Below are 20,758 nucleotides of genomic sequence, written 5' to 3' on the forward strand. Positions count from 1 at the left end.
TGTTTTTTATTTGAAATTAACGCTGTGCGAGCCTATCAAATGCCCATCTGCAAAGAGGGCTACATGATAAGTACCCTCACCGAGGAATTGGTTGACGTTGTAAAAGAGTGTCAGCGGTGTCTCGTTTCCGGTGTACTCTATGCTTTTTTTCATAGAGCATTGCAGTTGTCGGTTCTCGTATGGGAATGTTCCCGCATTGCCGAGTATCGTTCCCGCCGGTGTGGTTATCCTTACAAATATTGTCCGCACGCCGTTTGTTGCAGTAACGTTTCTTGCTATCCTGAACGATACGCGCAACTGTTTCGCCTTTTTTGTCTTATCCGTCTGTCTGCCTTTTTTGTCGAGCATTGCCATCTGTATTGCCGTGGCATCGAGTTGGGCAGCCATGGCAACTTTCTCGGAGAGCGATTCTTTGTCGGCGTTGAGTCCCTCTATTTGTCTTGTCGCCTCCTCGTATTGCCCTCTTACCCGTGTGTTTTCGGCCGTGAGATTTTGGTTAAGTCGGTTCAGCGAGTCTATTTCGAGAACGTAACTTCTTATAACTGCACGGCACGTTGCGAGTTCTTTCTTAAGGCGTGTTATCTCTCTTGCGTCATTGGCTTTTACCGAGCGCAGTTCTTTAAGCAATTGCTGCGTGCGCAACTGCTCGCGCGTAAGTTGTGCGATGATGGAGTCGTTATTGATACGCGATTTCATCTCGGTGTATTGCTCTGCAAAACGCAGATACTCGTTCTCCATCTCCTTTTTGTCGAGTTTTGCCAGTTCCTGCATGTCCTCGTTTGCCTGTTTCTGCTCCTTGAGGTTCAAAGCGAGCCATGCAATTCCTCCCGCGAGCAAAACGATGACAATAATGAGCGGTATTACAATCTTTTTATTCATACTTCTTGTATTAATTCTTTTTTCCTTTTTTTATCATACCAGATTGCAAAATTAATTTTTTTTCCCAAAACGACAAACAAAAACAGCAATTACAAACCTTTAAGTAACTTAAAATTAAGATTTTTATGGAAAAAACGAACAATTGGTACAATGATGCCATGTTTTCCGTTTTGTGTAAAGCGGAACGTAAAACGTAACACGGCATGGTTTTGACAAATTGTTTTCCGGATTTCAAAATAATGACCGTTCTACGGATTTTTGTTTACTATGAGGATAAAAAGACTTGCTTTTAGGAATATCAGGAGTTTATAAATTGGCGTTCACCGCAAGCCATAATAAGTTGTTAAGGTGGTGGTTTGCAGAGTTTGCCGGAAAATATTTCGCATACATATTAATTTGTTTTGAAAAGTTTTTATCACGATTTTCAAAACTTACGGCTGACAGAAATAACGGAATATGCAATATAACAAGAGGCAGAACCGGGTTTTCTTACCGGTTCTGCCTCTTGTCGTGTATGTTGAATGAATGTTTGTGTGCATTATATTATCGGCTTACTCCGACAATTTTTGTAGGCGGTTGTTCCTTGTTACGGCGGTTTACTACGGTCGTAACGGCTTGTGCAAGATTAATGAATGCGATACCCGTCATGTTTTCTGCCGACAGAGCAGCAGGTTTTCCACCGTCTCCGCTCTCGCATATACCTTGTACCAATGGTATTTGTGCCAGCAGCGGTACACCGAGTTCTTCGGCAAGTTTCTTGCATCCCTCTTTGCCGAAGATGTAATACTTGTTGTCCGGAAGTTCCTTAGGTGTAAACCACGCCATGTTCTCTACAAGTCCGAGTATGGGTACATTCACTTTCTCATTTCGGTACATGTCAACGCCCTTGCGTGCATCGGCAAGTGCCACCTGCTGTGGTGTGGAGACTATTACCGCCCCCGTTATGGCAAGTGTCTGCAAAAGCGTGAGGTGTATGTCGCCCGTTCCCGGCGGAGTGTCCAAAATAAGGTAATCGAGTTCGCCCCAGTTGGCATCGGCAATCAGTTGTTTGAGTGCGTTCGATGCCATTCCACCACGCCACAGCGTTGCCGTATCCGGGTTTACAAAAAAGCCTATCGACAGCAGTTTTACACCGTATTGCTCTATCGGTTCTATCAAGTCGCGTCCGTCTATATGTACGGAATACGGTCGGGCATCCTCAACGTCGAACATTTTAGGCATGCTCGGTCCGAATATATCGGTATCGAGCAGTCCGACCTTATACCCCATTCGTGCCAACGATATGGCAAGATTGGCAGACACCGTGCTTTTTCCCACGCCGCCCTTGCCGCTGCTCACTGCCACGACATTCTTCACTCCGGGCAGCATTTTCCCCACCTCGGGGCGTGGTTTCGACTTGAACTCTGTCTGTATTTCCACTTCCACGTCTTTTGAAACATGATAATGTATTGCCGCTTCTGCCGCCTTTACTGTCGATTTAAGGAAAGGATCGGTCTCGCGTGGAAATTCTATTACCACTTTGACTTTCATTCCGTCTATGGCAGGTTGGTCGGCAATCATGCCTCCGTCCACGAGATTCTTCTTGTTGCCCGGGTAAATTACCTTTTCCAAGGCATCCATTATCAATTTCGGGTATAGTGTCATCTTTTGCTTTGTTTTAATATTTTTCTGCGAAGTTACGCTTTTTTTCTGAATGTGGGAAGTCTTTTCCCGTCTTTATTTATCGCAAAGTGCGGTTGCCGTTCGTTGCCGTGATTTACGTAAAACATCAGTTACCGATGCTTTCCCATGTACAACCATTGTCTTCGCTCGTCTTTATCCATCTTCTCTATTGCGTAGCGCAGCATGGTGCGCGGCATCTCTACGGCATGTATTTTTAGGAAAGAACGTAGCAATTCAATGTCAATGCGCTTGCCCATCTCGCGCAACATCCAGCCTACGGCTTTATGCATAAGGTCGTGAGAGTGGTGCAGGTGGCGTTCGGCATACCGCAGCGTATATTCCGGGTCGCCTTTCTGCAATGCGCCCCATGTGCATACCATTGATATTCGCTGTTTCCACAGGTTGCCACTGTCTGCAAGGGTGTCGATAAGCAATATCTTCTCTTTTTTCGTAAAGCGTGATGGAAGCATGAGCCACTGTCCGAGAATCTTAGGTGCCGAAAGGTCAACGAGTTCCCAATTGTTTGCCCTCGCGGCGTTTTCGATGTAGAATTTTACTATACCGTCGCGTTCCTTTATTGCCTCTTCGTTGTCCTTCAGCCTCTTGTTGCATAGTTTCTCAAAATTTATCACAAGTATAATCAGTGCGCAAAGACGTGCATCGTGCAATTCCGATTGTAGCAGCAAACTGATTTCCCTGCGCTCCATATCCTTACATTCTGCTGCCACACTGCGCACTTGCGGTACTTTAACGCCGAGAAAAATGTCGCCTTCGCCGTATTCTCCCTTTCCCGTCTTGAAGAATTTCATAAGTATTTGGCGTTGTTTCTCGTCCGCCATCCTGTTCATCGCCTTAATCGCTTCGTCTGCCGTGTGTATCATCTTTCCTCACTATGTTTTATAAAAATATTGACCACATGTCATTTCTGAAAGAAATATCCATATCCTTGTCGTGTAACAATCCTGTCTGCATATCGTCCTATTTTCTTCCTCAGTCGTGTAATGTTGACATCCACCGTTCTGTTCAACACGACTACATCGCTCGGCCATACTATCCCAATAAGTTCTTTGCGACTGAACAGTCTTCCCTGTTCTTTCAGGAAAAGGCAAAGGATTTCGAATTCGGTTTTGGTGAATGCCACGTCATTCCCGTCTATTTCAACGGTCTTAAGGTCAAGATTTATGGTGATTCCCTCGTATGTCAACAGGTTTGCTTTCTGTTTTTTTCTGTCCGAGGTACGTCTCAATACTGCGGCTACTCTTGCGAGCACCTCCCTTATTGAGAACGGTTTGGATATATAGTCGTCTCCTCCCATTTCAAGTCCGTTTACCCGGTTGTCCTCATCATTGCATGCCGTAATGAAGATTATGGGAATGTCGCGTGTCCTTTCTTCCTTTCGCATGAGTCTTGCAAGGTCGAATCCCGACATTCCGTCCATCATAATATCAAGTAATATGATGTCAAACTGTGTTATTCCGTATGTCAGTGCTTCCTCGGCCGAGCATGCTGTCTGCACACTGTATCCTGCCGCTTCCAAGTTGAATTGCATTATCTCGCACAGAGCCAATTCGTCATCGACAACCAAAATCTTTTTCATATTGGTTGCAAATTTACACATTTTTTATGTTATTGCAAGGTCTTTGGGATAATAAATTGATATTTTCAGGTTATTATGAATAAAGGAGTTCTTGTGTAACGAACTCCTTTACTCATTAAAATGTAAACTCCCCCGAGTCTTTCATTTACTTATAAAAAGTCTTCTTTCTATTGTTCTTTCCCAAGCCTTGCCTCTACTACGTTTAGCACATAGTCGCCAAGTTTCTCACACTCGCTGATTACGTCTATGAACATCGTTCCTATGCCAAACCCGTATTTGTGTGCATTGACATCGGAAGTATTTCTCAATTTCAGTTCATCGCGCAGTTCGTTTATTTCCTTTTCTATCGAATTGGAAGGTATTATGGATGTATCCTCGCGTCTTTCTCTAAGTGCAATAAGCATTTGATTGATAGCTTTATCAACAAGTTTCATCATTTCATTGATGGCATCGTATTGACTTTGTATGAAATCTTCGGGGCTTTCATGCTTGCGCATAAGGATACGGGCGATATTATAGCATGCGTCGCCTATGCTTTCCAATTCGCTTATCTCGCGCATCATGTCTCGTATTCTGCCTTTCGTTTCGTCACTGAGGCGTGCATCGCTCACATGTTCGAGGTATCTGCCAATTTCTATTTCCATGTTATCGCTAATGTCCTCGTATTTCTTTATACGTTCAAATACTTGCTTAAAATTCTTGTCGTTCTTCTCGTGTAAAAGTTCCTTTACCATTCCAAGCATTTTCTGCATGCGTTCTGCAAACAACAAGGTTTCTTTATGTGCCTCGAGTACAAAGATTTCCGGCGTATTCATTATTCCTGCATGTATATATCGCAGACGGAAACTCTCGTCTTCTTTCGCCTGCTTTTCGGGCAATATACGGCACACAAAACGTTCTATCTGGGGGATAAACCAAATAAGTATTGAAGTGTTGGTAACGTTGAATGCGGTATGGAACGCGGCAAGGGCAAACGACACTTTTGTCACAGTTTGTGACGATGACGAAGGGTCGAGACCAACAAACGAACATGCCGTGTCAACAAAAGGATAGAAAACTATAAGTACCCACGACACACCGATTACGTTGAATGCAAGATGTGCGAGTGCCGCCCGGCGTGCCTGTGTGTTTGCCGTAAGTGCCGCAAGGTTTGCCGTCATCGTGGTTCCTATGTTCTCTCCCATAACAAGGGCTATGCCGAGATAAATTGGAAGAACTCCGCTTGTGCAAAGAACCATGGTTATCGCCATTACCGCAGCCGACGACTGCACGATACATGTCAGAACAGTACCTAACAGAAGGAATATCAGTATTGACGAATAACTGCTCGTGTCGAACGAAGAAAAGAATTCTATCAGAGATTGGTTGTGACCTAAATCCATCGCTTTACCCGTCTGACTCATCATGCCGAGCGAGAAGAACATGAATGCAACACCATATAGGAAATCGCCGATATCACGATATTTTTTACTATAAATCAACAATATCCCGACAAAGAACACCGGCCATACGAAATCAGTTATTCTGAACGAGAATCCGGCAGACATTATCCATGCTGTGAGAGTGGTGCCGATATTGGCACCCATGATTACCGAGATAGCCTGCGACAGGGCGAGAAGTCCGGCGTTGACGAACGACACTGTCATCACGGTGGTTGCCGAAGAAGACTGCACTGCGACGGTAAGCAGCATACCCGTGAACATTCCCGACAAGCGGTTGGTGGTCATCGCACTCAGAATGTGGCGCAGTTGAGGACCCGCCATCTTCTGCAAAGCCTCGCTCATTATCTTCATACCGAATATAAGCAAGGCAAGCGAGCCTAAAAGTTGAAATGCAATTATTGTTGTCATGTACGAAACCGTTTTGGTATTTCAGTGTGCAAAATTAGGTATGTAATATTACATACGCTTTTCAAAGATGTTAAAAACAAGTTACAACAACGGTAAATATAAAGAAAAATCATTACCTTTGTGCAGTTGTAAAACATTTCAAACATGAAGAAAAACACACTTTTTATTGCAACATTTTTTATTACAACTGTGCTGCTTACCGGCATATTGTTAATGGCAATACCTTTGAAATCGGAAGCAAACAAGCCACGCATAAGATTGCTTCACGACTGGGAACCGGGATTGATAATCGATGAAACAGATGTGAATATGACCGGATTGAACCGGCTTTTTTTGGTCTGTGACATAGACAATAACATGTGGGAAAGGATTAACGGCAAGTCATGGCGGAAAGGATGTCCCGTGGGACGACGCGAACTGTGCTATTTGCGACTGTTACATCGAAATGCCAAAGGACAAATACAGACCGGGGAAATGGTGGTAAACAGGAAGATTGCAGAGCGTGTAACAAGTATTTTCAAAGAACTGTATCTGCAGAATTACCGCATAGAAAGCATTTTCCTCGTGGACAACTACGGTGGAGACGATGAAAAATCGATGGCTGCAAACAACACATCATGCTTTAATTATCGAAGAGTTGAAGGCTCCGCGAAACTATCAAAGCATGCTTACGGTATGGCTATCGACATCAACCCCAAATACAATCCGTATGTCAGAGGAAAGAAAGTGTCACCGGAAAACGGGCGGAAATACGCTTTCAATAGAGAGGTACGGAAAGATATTCCCTACGAGATAGACCGTAACGACATGGCATACAAACTTTTCACCAAAGCAGGAGCCACATGGGGAGGAAACTGGAAGACAATGAAGGATTACCAGCATTTCCAATTTCCGTCATAATTTACGGGCATTTCACAATATAATCGGCATAGTTACAACTATCATAAAAACAAACATCGAATGAAAAAAATGCCACACGTTGTGCCAATATTGACATTAAGCATTATTGTATTAATGTATGCACAAACATCATTCGCACAGAAATACCCACATCCGTGGGAGTCGCTCCTCTCAGACGTAATGGCTTTGGAAGATGGCGAGACGGTATCATGGCAGGAAACTTACGACATATTGTGCGAATTGGAACAGCACCCCGTCGATCTCAACAATGCAACACGGGAGGACATCGAGACCGTGCCTTTCCTAAACGACAGGCAGGTTATGGATATATGTGAATATCTTTATAAATATGCTCCCATGAAATCGCTCGGCGAACTTGCCATGATAGAGTCGCTCGACTACTATCAACGAGAGTTGCTTAAACATTTCGTGATACTCGGAGATGTGTCTGAAAAGCATTTTCCGGCGTTACAAAACATTATGAAATATGGCAGACACGAATTTGTGGCAACCGCGAAAATACCTTGTTACGAACGAAAGGGAGACAACAACGGATACCTTGGCTACCCGTACAGGCACTCCGTGAAATACACATTTTCATACGGACAATATATTAAAGCGGGATTTCTCGGCTCGCAAGATGCCGGGGAACCGTTCTTTGCGGGCGGCAATACTGCCGGATATGATTTCTATTCTTTCTACGCACAGATGCGAAACATGGGAAGAGTGAAGAATATTGTCGTGGGAAGATACAAGGCAAAATTCGGAATGGGACTCGTCATGAACAACAACTTTATGATGGGAAAGGTTGCCACATCGCAACAATTCGGAAGCAAGACATCCGACATACGGGTACATTCATCACGCATGGAAGCCAACTATATGCAGGGAGTTGCAACTACAATCCGTGTGGTAAAGGGACTCGATGCCACGGCATTCGCATCGTTCAGGTATATAGACGCAACACTAAACAAAGATTCAACCATAGCCACGATACTAAAAAACGGATACCACCGTACACCCGCCGAGATGGGGAAGAAAGGCAATTCGTCGATAGCCGCAGGAGGAATGAACATGTCTTTCAGGCATGGTGGTCTGCACATGGGGGCGACGGCGGCGTTCTCTCATTTGTCAAGAGAACTGCGTCCTGACGTATCCGCTTTGTTCCGCCGCTTCCATCCTTCCGGAAAAAACTTCTGGAACATATCCATCGATTATGGCTACACAGCACCGAGGTGGCAGGTGTCCGGAGAAACCGCAACGGGAAAATGCGGTGCGGTTGCCACGATAAACACATTGTCATATTGCCTCACCGACGACATTGACATCATGGCTCTGCAACGTTTCTACTCGAAAAAATATTACTCGCTGTTCTCCGAGAGTTTCAACGAGGGGGGAAGAGTGCAAAACGAGAGCGGAATATATCTCGGTCTCAACTGGCATCCGTCTGCCACATTCCGCATCATGGGATATTTTGATTTGGTTTATTTCCCATGGCCCAAGTATCAGGCGGCGTTCGCTTCACACGCGTATGACGGTTTCGTACAGGCTTCCGGCAGTATGGAAAGATGGAGTTTCGTTGCAAGATACCGTGTCAAAATACGTGAGAAAAACAACCAAAAGAAAACCGCTCTAACAAACAAGGTGGAACAACGAGGGCGAATTGCCGTAGGATACGACGGAGGAATGTGGAATACAAAGACACAGGCCGATGTGACACATGTCTCTTACAAGCAAGACGACTTCGGCTATATGTTGAGTGAAACGTTGACGGTTAAACTGACGGATCGGTTTTCTTTCACGGCAAATATGGCTTATTTCAATACCGACACTTTCGACTCGCGCATATATACATACGAGAAAGGACCTTTATACACCTTCAATTTCCCCTCGTTCTACGGCGAGGGCATACGCTACTCTCTGTTCGCACGCGCCGATTTTTCAAAAAAGGTAATGGTAATTGTCAAGACTGCCGTAACAAACTATTTCGACCGAGCCTCCATCGGCACCGGATTGCAGAAGATCGCTCACTCGTCAATGACCGATGTCGAAATGCAACTGCGCATGAAACTATGACAATACGACATTCGGCAAAATACCGAATCGTACGAAACATGCGAACATCTTTATTATAAGATTATTCTTGAATACTTTATTTCCTACACATACGTTTCAAGAAATTTCACCGTTCCCTCCACACTCACCTGTGTCATTGTCGCAGGTAGCAGAAGCGTCTCGCCGGCACAAAATGTTAAGGTGTTGCCGTCTTCGTCGGTAACTTGCCCGTTACCTTTCAGTGCAATAAGTATCACAAAAGAATCAAGGTCGGAATAATCGAGTGTCATCGGTTCGTCGAGATCATACACCGACGTACGGAAGTGCGGACACTCAACGAGCGTAACGCCCATGTTCTTCCGTGGCACATAATGAGTACGGTAATCATCTTCCACCGTATAGTCTATGCTCTCGGCAGCCTTCTGCGTGTGCAGTTGTCGGTAGTTTCCATCGCGGTCTTTCCGTTTGTAGTCGTATATGCGGTATGTCACGTCGCTCGTCTGCTGTATCTCGGCGAGGAAACATCCGGAGCGTATGGCATGTATTCTTCCCGAAGGCAGAAAAAAAACATCATCCTCGCTTACGTCATATTCTGCCAGAGCATCACATATCGTGTCGCCGGCCACCATTTCGCAATATTCCTCCCGTGTAATCCGGCGTTTCAGTCCGCAATATATTCTCGCTCCCGGTTCCGAATCCAGCATGTACCACATCTCCGTTTTTCCGCGTGGGTATCCATGACGGCGTGCCACCTCGTCCGTGGGGTGTACCTGTATCGAGAGGTCTTTGCGTGCGTGGATAAACTTTATCAGCAACGGGAACTCGTTGCCGAAACGTTCATAATTCTCCTTTCCCACGAGTTTGTCTTTCATTTCCGCAACCAAGTCGTTCAGTTTCCGTCCCTTCATCGTTCCATCACACACAACGGTCTCGCTGCCTTTCACTCCCGATATTTCCCAACTCTCGCCAACACACTGCATGTCTGAGTTATTTTTCTTAAAAGGAATTATCTTGTCTCCGCCCCATATTGTCTGTTTCAAGAGCGGCTCAAACCTAAGTATTTGCATAATCGGTCTGTTTAGTTATCTTTCCAGAATGCAGATGTGAACATCACAACCACGGTTATTATCTCGAGTCGTCCCATGAGCATCAACATTGACAGGAGCCATTTCACGATGTCGGGCAATATGTTCCAAGACATGGTCGGACCGAGTTCAAATCCCAGCGTCGGTCCCACGTTGCTTGCACAACTCAACGCAAGGGTTATGGCGTTGATATTGTCAACACCCGCAATTATCATTATTACATAAGAAAAGAAGCATATCAGCACATACAGAACGAAGAAAGTGAGCACAGAAACCTGTGCACCATAAGTTATGGTACGGTGGCCGATCTTAACAGGCAACACCGCATGTGGGTGCAACACACGTTTCAGTTCGTTGAGAATTACTTTAAGAATCATAACGCCACGCACACACTTGAAGCCTCCGCTCGTACTGCCCGCACAGCCGCCAAAGAACATACATACACATAGTGCAATCCATGTTATGTGCGGCCATTTCCCTGCATCGTCGCTGAAAAAGCCGGTACTGGTTATGTACGATATTACTTGAAACAGCGAAACGCGCAATGCATCATGGAAATCGTAGTCGGAAGAGCGTATCAGAAAAAATGTTATCACCACCGTGGCAATTGTCACAAGTAATGTATAAAGCCTGAGTTCGGGGTCTTTGAAAAACGATTTCACCTTGCCTTTAAAGAAAAAAGCATAAAGCAAGGCATAACTTATTCCCGAAAGGAACATAAACGCAATGATAATATATTCTATTGTTGCGGAATTGAAATATGCCACAGAGGCATCGTGGGTGGCAAACCCGCCCGTGGCTGTTATGGTCATAGAATAGTTAACACTGTCAAAAAGTCCCATGCCGGCAACGAACAGACACCCCACACAAGCAATGTTAAGCACTATATACATGCTCCATATCCACTTAGCCGTGGTCTTAAGCCGGGGGTGCATCTTGGAATGTATGGGGCCGGTGGCCTCGGCAGAGAACACCCTCATGTTGCCGCCCACGAGCGACGGAATGATTGCAATGGTAAAGAACACTATGCCAAGTCCGCCAATCCATTGTGTCATCGAACGCCAAAATTTCAGCGCGTGCGGCAAATTTTCCACACTATCCATGACACTCGCTCCGGTGGTGGTAAAACCGGACATGGTCTCGAAATAGGCATCGGTAAAATTAGGCAGGTGTCCGGTAATGTACAGAGGCAGTGCGCCGAAGAAACTGAACAGCAGCCACACCATGGAAACCAGCAGGTAAGCCTCGCGCCGCCCGAGACTGTCAACGGCATTTATGCCGAGATAACGAAACAAGAACGCCGCAGCCACGGTTATTATTGTGGAGAATACAAAACCCGGCATGTCGGTCTCGCCGTAACAGAATGACATGACAACGCACACTGCCATCATCAATGCTTCGATGTACAGCAGTTGCCCGATAATCTTGTATATAATCTTAAGGTTCAGCATTTGAAAAACTTTTCAATCTTTGCCATGCTGATATTATGGCAGAACACCACCACCACGTCGCCGGTCTCTATCTGCGTGCCTCCGCTTACCAGATGCCCCACCCCGTTGCGCACCAATCCGCCTATGGCTGCACCTTGCGGCAGACCAAGTTCGGAAACACGTTTGCGGGTGACCTTCGAGCCTTGATGGGCAGTAAATTCCGCCACATCGGCATTTGCCGTGGTAAAGAACTTCACGTTGCTCACGCTTACGTCTTCATCGAGCATCATCTGGTAAATATGGCTTGCCGCAAGAGCCTTCTTGTTCACTATCGTACCAATGTCGAGACTCTCGGCAGTACTGACATAATCCATGTTCTCTACCACTGCCACCGTCTTGCGCACTCCCATGCGTTTTGCCGTCAGACAGGCAAGGATGTTTGTCTCGGCATTACTCGTCAGTGCCACAAACGCCTGCGTGTTGCCAATGCCTTCATCGCGAAGCAAAGCGAGGTCGCGCCCGTCTCCGTTAATCACCATTACATGCTTGTTGTCAATCAGTTCGTTGAGTTCCTCGCACCGTGCCTCGTCCATCTCTATTATCTTGGCATTCATATACTCCGGCAGTTTTGCCATTGCCCTGACAGCCGTAATGCCGCCACCCATAACCATAACGTTCTTTACATCAACGTAATGTTCCTTGCCGACAATCTTGCGTACATAAGATATGGTGTCGCGTTTGGTCATAAAGAATACCATGTCGTGCAGTTTCAGCACGTCGTCGCCACGCGGAATGATGGTTTCGTCGCCACGCTTCACGGCAACCACATAATAAGGAGTCTCGGGTTTTGACAATTCTTTCAACGGCATGTTGAGTATCTCTGCCGACTCGCGCATCTTTATCCCAAGCATCACGAGCGAGCTGTTGTGTACGTCCCACCGTTGTCTTACCCAACTCATCTTCAAGCCTTTGCAAATATCGTTGGCTGCAAGATCTTCCGGATATATTAGTGAATCTATGCCCATCTGCTTGAAGAATGCGGCATTTTTCTCGTACAAGAAATCGCTGTCGTCAATTCTTGCCACCGTTTTCTTTGCGCCAAGCGAATGCGCCATCATGCAACTTGTAATGTTGAGATGCTGATCCGGCGTAACCGCAATAAACAAATCGGCACCGTGCGCACCCGCTTCTTTCAGCGTGTTGAAACTTGCCGGCGAGGCAAGATATGTCATAAGGTCGTAGTCGCCGCTTATGTCGGCAAGCCGTCCTTCGTTCTCGTCTATCAATACCGTGTCGTTGTTGCTGCGCGACAACAGTTTTGCCAAGTGCGTCCCGATGGCGTATGCCCCTGCTATGATTATCTTCATCTGATATAATAAAAAATTATATTACAAACAAGACTTATTATAATTACTATGCCGTCAACATGGCAATCAACGATTGTCAATGCCGGAAACCGCCTTCCTTATGCTCTCCGCGTCGATACCCGCCACCCGTTGCAGTTCGGGCACGGTACCGTGTTCCACGAAAAAGTCGGGCAGACCGAGACGTGTCAGGTGCGGCGTATAACCGTGGTCTGCCAGCCATTCGAGTACGGCAGAACCGAAACCGCCGTTGCGCGAACCATCTTCGATTGTCACTACACGTTTGAACCGACGTCCCACTTCATCGAGTATTTCCTCGTCGAGCGGTTTGACAAAACGCATGTCATAGTGGGCAACGGAAAGAGACAAGCCGTTCAAAGCCTCTTCCACCGCCACGCCGAGCGGTCCGTAACTTAGAACTGCCACATCGCCGCCGTCACGCAGTTTACGCCCCTTGCCCACCGGAATTTCTTCCAACGGGCAACGCCAATCCACCACCGAGCCGCGACCTCGCGGGTAGCGTATCACGAACGGTCCCTTTCCGGGCAGTTGCGCCGTGTACATCATTCGCCGCAATTCCGGTTCGTCCATGGGCGATGCAATGGTAAGATTGGGTATGGGTCGAAGTGCGGCAATGTCGAATGCACCGTGGTGCGTGGGACCGTCTTCGCCCACAAGTCCAGCGCGGTCGAGACATATTACCACGGGCAGTTTGAGCAGTGCCACATCGTGAATGATATTGTCGTATGCACGTTGCGAGAATGCGCTGTAAATATTGCAGAAAGGTTGCAGTCCGTCTTTTGCCATTCCTCCGGAGAACGTCACGGCGTGCCCCTCGGCAATACCGACATCGAAAGCCCGCGACGGCATCTCTTTCATCATTACGTTCATCGAGCAACCGCTCGGCATAGCCGGCGTAACACCCACGATGCGCGGATTGAGCCTTGCAAGTTCCACGAGTGTCTCTCCGAAAACATCTTGGAATTTCGGAGGCAGGTTGCTCGTGTCCGTCTTATGCCGTTCTCCCGTTTCGGGATTGAATTTTCCCGGTGCATGCCATATCGTGGCTTGTTGCTCCGCAGGCTTATATCCATTGCCTTTCTTGGTGTGCAGGTGCAACAGTTTCGGACCTTCCATTTCTTTCAGTTGTCTCAGCAGGCGCACAATCTCTTTCACGTTGTGTCCGTCGAAAGGACCGAAATATCTTATGTTCATGCCCTCAAAAATGTTCTGCTGTCCGCTGATGGCACTTTTGGCGGCGTTGCCGAGACGTATCAGTCCCTTGCGGCGGTCTTCTTTCAGACAGCCTTTGTTTTTCAGCCATGTAGACGCCTTGTATCGCCAACGGTTATATCTCTCGCCGGTGTTCAGTTCGAGCAGCAACTGCTTCATTCCGCCCACCGACCTGTCTATTGACATATCGTTGTCGTTCAGTATGATTAGCAGGTTGTTGGGCGAACTTGATACGTTGTTAAGCCCCTCGTATGCCAGTCCGCCGCTCATTGCCCCATCGCCGATTACAGCCACCACATGCCTGCCATGCGCATTACCGTTTGCGTTCTGCTCTCCCAACGTTTCTGCCGCCACAGCCATTCCCAGCGCTGCCGAGATGCTGTTGGAGGCATGCCCGCAGGCAAAAGTGTCGTAAGGACTTTCCTCGGGCGAGGGGAATGGGCATATTCCGCCAAACTTTCTGTTGGTGCAGAATGTCTCACGCCGACCTGTAAGAATTTTGTGCCCGTAAGCCTGATGACCAACATCCCACACGATGCGATCATCGGGAGTGTTCATTACATAGTGCAGAGCCACGGTTATCTCCACCGCACCGAGGCTCGATGCGAAATGACCGGGATTGACCGACAACTCGTTAACTATGTCGCGACGCAGTTCTCTGCAAAGCAACGGCAACTGGTCGATGCTCAAGCGGCGCAGGTCTTCTGCGTTGTTTATCTTGTCAAGTAACTTATATTCGTTCTGTTCCACGATTTTAAAGTTAGACGTTAAAGACTATAAGGCAGGGTATTTGAACTTCCACCTTAAAAACCAAATATGTCTTGTGGGCAAAGTTTGCCATTTCGAGGTCTTTTTTCGTTTCCAAATATTGGTTCGTTAAGCCGTACATCAGACGCAATACTTCTCTAACCGCCAATTTGCACTCGAAAACAATCTCTCAATCCGACAAAGCAAATTTATGAAACCCACCCAAATGTCAAAAGGTATTCCAACATTTTTGTATATCTCCGCATTTGCAATGCTTCATCACGATACCTTTCTGCAATGGCAATATTGCAGACACCGTATCATTTTGCAAAGTTAATGTTTTTTTCCGACAACAAATAATATTTGCCCGTTTTTCAATTAAAAACGTTTCTTTCGCTACCTGTGATACTGCTGCAAGGAATGTTTTTTCGCCCAATTTGAAACGGAAAATCGCCGAATTTGGTTTGTAAAACAGGCGAAATTGTCGAACAAAACAGGCGAAATTGCAACACGGCATACAAACAATTGCGGCACAGTGGAACATCGGTGACAACCGAAACACAAAAAAAAACGATTTTCTTTGTTTTTCACAATGCCTTCCACTAACTTTGCACGAAAAAACAAACATGAGCAAGGGAAAATTAGAGAAATTTGCCGACATGGAACGATATGAGAACGTGTTCCAATATCCATATTCGGTTGTTGAAAATGTTCCGTTCGAGATGCGGGGACGATGGCGGGAAGACTTTTTCCACAATGACAACCCGATTGTGGTGGAACTGGGCTGCGGCAAGGGAGAATATGCCGTGGGACTGGCAAAAATGTTTCCCGACATCAATTTCATAGGAGTGGACATAAAAGGGGCGAGAATGTGGACCGGAGCGACACAGGCACTTGCCGAGGGACTGCGCAACGTGGCATTTTTGCGCACGAACATTGAGATTACAGACCGCTTTTTCGCTGCCGACGAAGTGCAGGAGATATGGCTCACGTTCAGCGACCCACAGATGAAGAACCCGAGAAAACGACTGTCATCTACCTATTTCATGGAACGATACCGCCGCTTTCTCATCGACAAAGGAATAATACACCTGAAAACCGACTCTAATTTCTTGTTCACATATACCCGAATGATGGTGGAACACAACAACCTGCCGATGCTCGTATGCACCGAAGACTTGTACGGAGACACAATTGAGGGTGACAAAGTGACAAAAGATATTTTGTCGATACACACTTATTACGAACAGATGTGGATTGACCGGGGACTGAATATAAAATATCTCAAGTTCCAACTTCCACACGAGGTAACACTGACGGAAAGCGGAGTGGAAATACCTATTGACGAATACCGCAGTTACAGGCGTGGTAAGAGGAGCGGAAAAGACATGGCAAAATAAAGATTTTCCGCCGGAGGGTACGTAATGTACGTCGATTAAAGTGCAAGATATTCTTCAACCGACTGCAATATACGCCGGAACGGTTCGGACATTACATAAGACAAATTCTTCTTGAGCATCTGTTCTATGTCCTGCGTGCTGTGGCTGTAACACGACAACTCGTTACGCATCTGTGTCTTGTGTATAGACTGTCTGCGTATCTCCATCTCGCGTTCTCGTATCAGTTGCGAGCATATTTTTCCGAGTATCGGCATCACAACCTTGTCGAACAAATGATGGCCTTGGATATAAAGATAGGTATCTGCGGGTGTCACTCCGAGTTCTGTTATCAGTTCCTTTTTCAGTCGGAGATAACTTTCCTTTGCATCGGGATGCCTGCGCTGCAACATTGCTATGCGCCGAGCCACTTTGCGACGGACGTTGAATATTGTGGCGAAAGGATTTCTAAGGTTGAAACCGCCCATGTCTATCACATGGTTGAAATCGGTTATCGTGAACTCGTTATATATTGAGCGACGATAGTGCCATATACTCCATACGAACAGTGGGAAAATGGTTGTGCTGTACTGGCGCATGAACTCGACAAGGTCTATCAACTGACTGTCGTTCAGTGTAACGGCCACGCAAACGTTATGCAACGAAGGGGCATAACATTGCAGATTTTCTATGGAGTAGGCAAAGGTGTGGAATACGTAAGGGTTGCTCACTACTTTCCTGCTCGTCTCGCTGGCTCCCTGTATGAGATAGTCGTAGTCGGCATCAACGCATGCTATCATGTCGCGCCCCACCCTTTCTTCAAGCACTCGCATAAGTGCCGACTTCTTTCCACGTTCCAATGTGCGGGTTGAAGGCAGCAGCACCTCGAAATACCGTGTTTCGTTTTCAAACCTTGACAGCACCGTGCGCCAGAAAAAGACATCGTCGTAACTCTCCACATACGCAACGATACGCCGACGTGCGGTCTTCGAGCGCAGCCGGTTTGCCGCCTCGACATATTTTGACGAAATGTTTTCTTTCAGCCGTTTCATTTGTTTTCACTGATAATTGACGGCAATGCCGATTGCATGGCAATTATCCTTTGTCGATTAATATGTCGCTCACTTCGGTGACATGCCCCATCCAACCATTCATTATCACCGCCGGCGAATGCGTGGTGAGTATTATCTGCACGTTCGGGTTCATCTCGAGTATTATGTTTATAAGCCTTTCCTGCCAATCCACATGCAGACTCACCTCCGGTTCGTCCATGAACAGAACGTACGGCTGGCGGTCTTCCACCAACACGGTGATGAGTATTGCGAGCATCTGTTTCTCGCCGGACGACAATTGATATGGCACGAGCGTCTCTCCTATCTGCGAGAAACGTATCTCGTTCTCGTTGCGCACTATTGTCTTACCGGTGTCGCGGAAAAGATCGTCTATGAGATCTTGGAATTTCTTCTTAGGCTCACTTATCGCATGTGCTTCCTGTGCGTCTCCGCGTTGCAGCGACTCGATGATACGGTTCCCTATGTTTACCTGATAGTCGAGGTATTTGCGCTGCAACTTGTACAACTGCCAATCGAGTTCGGTGAGAAGACAGGTGTCCATGTGATTTGTCATATCCACGTTTAGTACGGGGCGGTCGAAAGAGCGTATGACATCGACACGGATATGGGTGGCATCGGCAGGATTTGTCTTAATGCACACTCCTTTCAAAAGGTGGTTAACAATGTCTCCGTTTTTATCAATGCTCTTTACAACCTTGTTTATTATGGTGCTCTTCCCCACTCCGTTTATACCGCTCAAAACGTTTACGCGCCTGTCAAGATTCCATACGACATGGCGTTTGCCGCTCCACAGCGATTCTATCTCTATCTGCTCTATGTAATCTGCGTGTTTCATATACAAGTGGTATTTGTTTGCAAATATAATGAATATTTTCCATACGGCAATGCTTACGAGACAACATTTTTATGTTAGAGAGACGGGAGATAATGTTTTTACGAATTAATATATTGCAGTCAGAAAAACCTCTTTGCCAAAATGTCAGTATATTGTCACCATGAAACAATTTTGTCGTATTGGCATGGTGTTTGTTTTATCATTAAACGGATTGCGTACAGTGCATACGCATATAATTAATGCGAAATAACAAATAAAAAATAAGATTATGGGAAAGATTATTGGAATTGACTTAGGAACAACCAACAGTTGCGTTGCCGTTTTCGAAGGTAACGAACCGGTAGTAATAACCAACAGCGAGGGAAAGCGCACAACACCGTCGGTAATTGGTTTTGTACAGGGAGGAGAACGCAAAATAGGCGACCCGGCAAAGCGTCAGGCTATCACAAACCCAAGGAACACGGTATATAGCATTAAGCGTTTCATGGGAGAGAACTGGCAGCAGACGGAGAAAGAAATCTCACGCATGCCATACTCCGTGGTAAACGAGAACGGATACCCGCGTGTTGACATCGAAGGACGGAAATATACTCCGCAAGAAATCAGTGCCATGGTTCTCCAGAAGATGAAGAAAACCGCCGAGGATTATCTCGGACAGGAAGTTACAGACGCGGTAATCACCGTGCCGGCATACTTCTCCGACTCGCAGCGTCAGGCTACGAAAGAAGCAGGACAGATTGCCGGACTCAACGTGAAACGTATCGTGAACGAGCCGACGGCAGCAGCACTGGCATACGGTATCGACAAGACAAACAAGGACATGAAAATCGCGGTGTTCGATCTCGGAGGAGGTACGTTCGACATCAGTATCCTCGATTTCGGAGGCGGCGTGTTCGAAGTACTTAGCACCAACGGCGACACACACCTCGGAGGCGACGACTTCGACCAAGTGATAATTGACTGGCTTGTTCAAGAGTTCAAGAACGATGAAGGAGCCGACCTCAAGGCAGACCCGATGGCTATGCAGCGACTGAAAGAGGCTGCCGAGAAGGCGAAGATAGAACTTTCATCGTCTACAAGCACAGAAATCAATCTGCCTTACATCATGCCGGTTGACGGAGTGCCAAAGCACTTGGTGAAGAGTCTGACACGCGCCAAGTTCGAGCAGTTGGCACATAACTTGATACAGGCTTGTCTCGAGCCATGCCAGAAAGCAATGAAAGATGCCGGACTTTCTGCATCAGACATCAACGAGGTGATACTCGTGGGTGGTTCGAGCCGCATACCTGCGGTTCAGACATTGGTAAAGAATTACTTCGGCAAAGAACCTTCAAAGGGAGTTAACCCCGACGAAGTAGTGGCAGTGGGTGCAGCAATACAAGGTGCCATACTCAACCAAGAGACCGGACAGGACATCGTGCTGCTTGACGTGACACCGCTAACGCTGGGAATTGAAACTCTCGGTGGCGTGATGACAAAACTAATCGAGGCAAACACTACAATTCCGTGCAAGAAGACCGAGACCTTCTCAACGGCCGTTGACAACCAGACTGCTGTGACAATCCACGTGCTTCAAGGCGAACGTCCGATGGCTTCGCAGAACAAGAGCATCGGACAGTTCAACCTCGACGGAATCGCTCCGGCACGCCGCGGTGTACCACAGATTGAGGTTAGTTTCGACATCGATGCCAACGGAATTCTCAACGTAAGCGCGAAAGACAAGGGCACCGGTAAGGAACAGAAGATACGCATCGAGGCAAGCAGCGGTCTTAGCCAAGAGGAAATCGACAGAATGAAAGCAGAAGCAGAGCAGAATGCAGAAGCCGACAAGCGCGAGCGCGAGAAGATTGACAAACTAAACCAAGCCGACTCGATGATTTTCTCTACCGAAAATTTCCTTAACGAGAACGGAGACAAACTCGGAGACGACAAGGCAAACGTAGAGGCTGCCGTGGCAAAACTCAAGGAAGCATACAAAAATGGTGACGTAGCAGCCATTGATGCGGCAATGAACGAACTGAATCAGGTGATGCAGGCAGCAAGTGCCAAGATGTATCAGCAGACCGGTGGTGCTCAGCCGGGCGCAGACCAAGGTTTCCAAGGCGGACAACAGGCCGGCGGTCAACAGAGCAACAATGACAACACCGTTCAGGATGCAGACTTTGAGGAGGTGAAATAGATCAATAATACAAACAACTATTGCAAACGATCAAATCCGTGTGGCTAAACGAACCACACGGATTTGTCTTTTAAAAAGAAATGTGCAAATTGCCACCAGTTTCCATTAATATCTTTTTCATATTATACGCAACACTTTTTTATCGGTAAAAGACGTATTGAGGTCTTATACTTACACTCTTTAAAATATTTAAAGTTTATAAAGGTGAGAAAAAAACTATTTTTAATTCATTATATAAGAATATTTACTATATTTGCAAATTATTATAACTTTTCATGAAAAGTATAATCAATATAACAAATAACAATAGAGGTATTAACAACCAAGAAAATTATCAAGCAAACATGGCTTGCCGAAAAACTCGGCAAAAGTTTCAGTTTTGTCAATTACAATGTCTGCAATAGACGCCAACCAAGTCTCGAAACCCTCTTCCAGATTGCAGAGATACTAGGAGAGGACATTAAAGAATTAATCGTAAACAAAGAGAAATAGA

The 20,758-nt window shown here is 46.4% G+C and carries 16 protein-coding genes; 5 read left to right on the plus strand and 11 right to left on the minus strand.

What is annotated here, in order from left to right:
- Positions 1-6 precede the first annotated feature (6 nt).
- From EII32_RS06880 to EII32_RS06900, 5 genes are all read right to left on the minus strand, one after another.
- Positions 7-879 (minus strand): hypothetical protein, encoded by an 873-nt coding sequence (locus EII32_RS06880; RefSeq protein WP_125234702.1) that lies wholly within the window; start codon positions 877-879, stop codon positions 7-9.
- A gap of 543 nt (positions 880-1,422) precedes the next feature.
- On the minus strand, positions 1,423-2,523 hold the full coding sequence (locus EII32_RS06885; RefSeq protein ID WP_125234703.1) for an Mrp/NBP35 family ATP-binding protein: 1,101 nt from the start codon (positions 2,521-2,523) through the stop codon (positions 1,423-1,425).
- Between the two features lie 128 nt (positions 2,524-2,651).
- Entirely contained in the window at positions 2,652-3,422 is a 771-nt protein-coding gene (locus tag EII32_RS06890) for a DNA alkylation repair protein (RefSeq protein ID WP_233582336.1), read from the minus strand.
- A gap of 38 nt (positions 3,423-3,460) precedes the next feature.
- Positions 3,461-4,138 (minus strand): response regulator transcription factor, encoded by a 678-nt coding sequence (locus EII32_RS06895; protein WP_125234704.1) that lies wholly within the window; start codon positions 4,136-4,138, stop codon positions 3,461-3,463.
- Positions 4,139-4,305: 167 nt separating this feature from the next.
- Positions 4,306-5,988, minus strand: a complete 1,683-nt coding sequence (locus tag EII32_RS06900; protein WP_125234705.1) for a Na/Pi cotransporter family protein — start codon at positions 5,986-5,988, stop codon at positions 4,306-4,308.
- A gap of 144 nt (positions 5,989-6,132) precedes the next feature.
- Between EII32_RS06900 and EII32_RS06905 the strand changes: the two genes are divergently transcribed.
- Both EII32_RS06905 and EII32_RS06910 read left to right on the plus strand, forming a co-directional pair.
- Positions 6,133-6,888, plus strand: a complete 756-nt coding sequence (locus EII32_RS06905) for a M15 family metallopeptidase (protein ID WP_125234706.1) — start codon at positions 6,133-6,135, stop codon at positions 6,886-6,888.
- A 60-nt stretch (positions 6,889-6,948) separates the two neighbouring features.
- The gene (locus tag EII32_RS06910) at positions 6,949-8,964 is read left to right on the plus strand and encodes a helix-hairpin-helix domain-containing protein (RefSeq protein WP_125234707.1); all 2,016 of its coding nucleotides are present in this window, start codon (positions 6,949-6,951) and stop codon (positions 8,962-8,964) included.
- Positions 8,965-9,047: 83 nt separating this feature from the next.
- Here the strand turns inward: EII32_RS06910 and EII32_RS06915 are convergent, their stop codons facing one another.
- From EII32_RS06915 to dxs, 4 genes are all read right to left on the minus strand, one after another.
- Positions 9,048-10,010: a type I phosphomannose isomerase catalytic subunit gene (locus EII32_RS06915; protein WP_125234708.1), complete on the minus strand. Its 963-nt coding sequence runs from the start codon at positions 10,008-10,010 to the stop codon at positions 9,048-9,050.
- Positions 10,011-10,021: 11 nt separating this feature from the next.
- Positions 10,022-11,479, minus strand: a complete 1,458-nt coding sequence (locus EII32_RS06920) for a TrkH family potassium uptake protein (RefSeq protein WP_125234709.1) — start codon at positions 11,477-11,479, stop codon at positions 10,022-10,024.
- Entirely contained in the window at positions 11,473-12,825 is a 1,353-nt protein-coding gene (gene trkA / locus EII32_RS06925; protein ID WP_125234710.1) for a Trk system potassium transporter TrkA, read from the minus strand. The genes EII32_RS06920 and trkA overlap by 7 nt, the downstream gene beginning before the upstream one ends.
- A gap of 66 nt (positions 12,826-12,891) precedes the next feature.
- Complete coding sequence (gene dxs, locus EII32_RS06930; RefSeq protein ID WP_199741410.1) at positions 12,892-14,805, minus strand: 1-deoxy-D-xylulose-5-phosphate synthase; 1,914 nt, start codon at positions 14,803-14,805, stop codon at positions 12,892-12,894.
- 623 nt (positions 14,806-15,428) lie between these two features.
- Here dxs and trmB point away from each other — a divergent pair.
- Complete coding sequence (trmB, locus tag EII32_RS06935) at positions 15,429-16,202, plus strand: tRNA (guanosine(46)-N7)-methyltransferase TrmB (RefSeq protein WP_125234712.1); 774 nt, start codon at positions 15,429-15,431, stop codon at positions 16,200-16,202.
- Positions 16,203-16,237: 35 nt separating this feature from the next.
- Here trmB and EII32_RS06940 read toward each other — a convergent pair whose 3' ends face one another.
- A complete protein-coding gene (locus EII32_RS06940) occupies positions 16,238-17,230 on the minus strand; it encodes a DUF4435 domain-containing protein (RefSeq protein WP_125234713.1) in 993 nt (330 codons plus the stop codon).
- A 43-nt stretch (positions 17,231-17,273) separates the two neighbouring features.
- Positions 17,274-18,086 carry an AAA family ATPase gene (locus EII32_RS06945; RefSeq protein ID WP_125234714.1) on the minus strand — a complete coding sequence of 271 codons (813 nt, stop codon included), beginning with the start codon at positions 18,084-18,086 and terminating at the stop codon, positions 17,274-17,276.
- Between the two features lie 268 nt (positions 18,087-18,354).
- Here EII32_RS06945 and dnaK point away from each other — a divergent pair, with 268 nt between their 5' ends.
- Together dnaK and EII32_RS12495 are read left to right on the plus strand one after the other, a co-directional pair.
- Positions 18,355-20,265 (plus strand): molecular chaperone DnaK, encoded by a 1,911-nt coding sequence (gene dnaK / locus EII32_RS06950; protein ID WP_125234715.1) that lies wholly within the window; start codon positions 18,355-18,357, stop codon positions 20,263-20,265.
- A gap of 300 nt (positions 20,266-20,565) precedes the next feature.
- Positions 20,566-20,757 carry a helix-turn-helix domain-containing protein gene (locus tag EII32_RS12495; RefSeq protein ID WP_125234724.1) on the plus strand — a complete coding sequence of 64 codons (192 nt, stop codon included), beginning with the start codon at positions 20,566-20,568 and terminating at the stop codon, positions 20,755-20,757.
- Position 20,758 lies beyond the last annotated feature (1 nt).

The organism is Prevotella sp. OH937_COT-195, assembly GCF_003932845.1.
In the GTDB taxonomy this organism is placed as follows: Bacteria; Bacteroidota; Bacteroidia; order Bacteroidales; family Bacteroidaceae; genus Prevotella.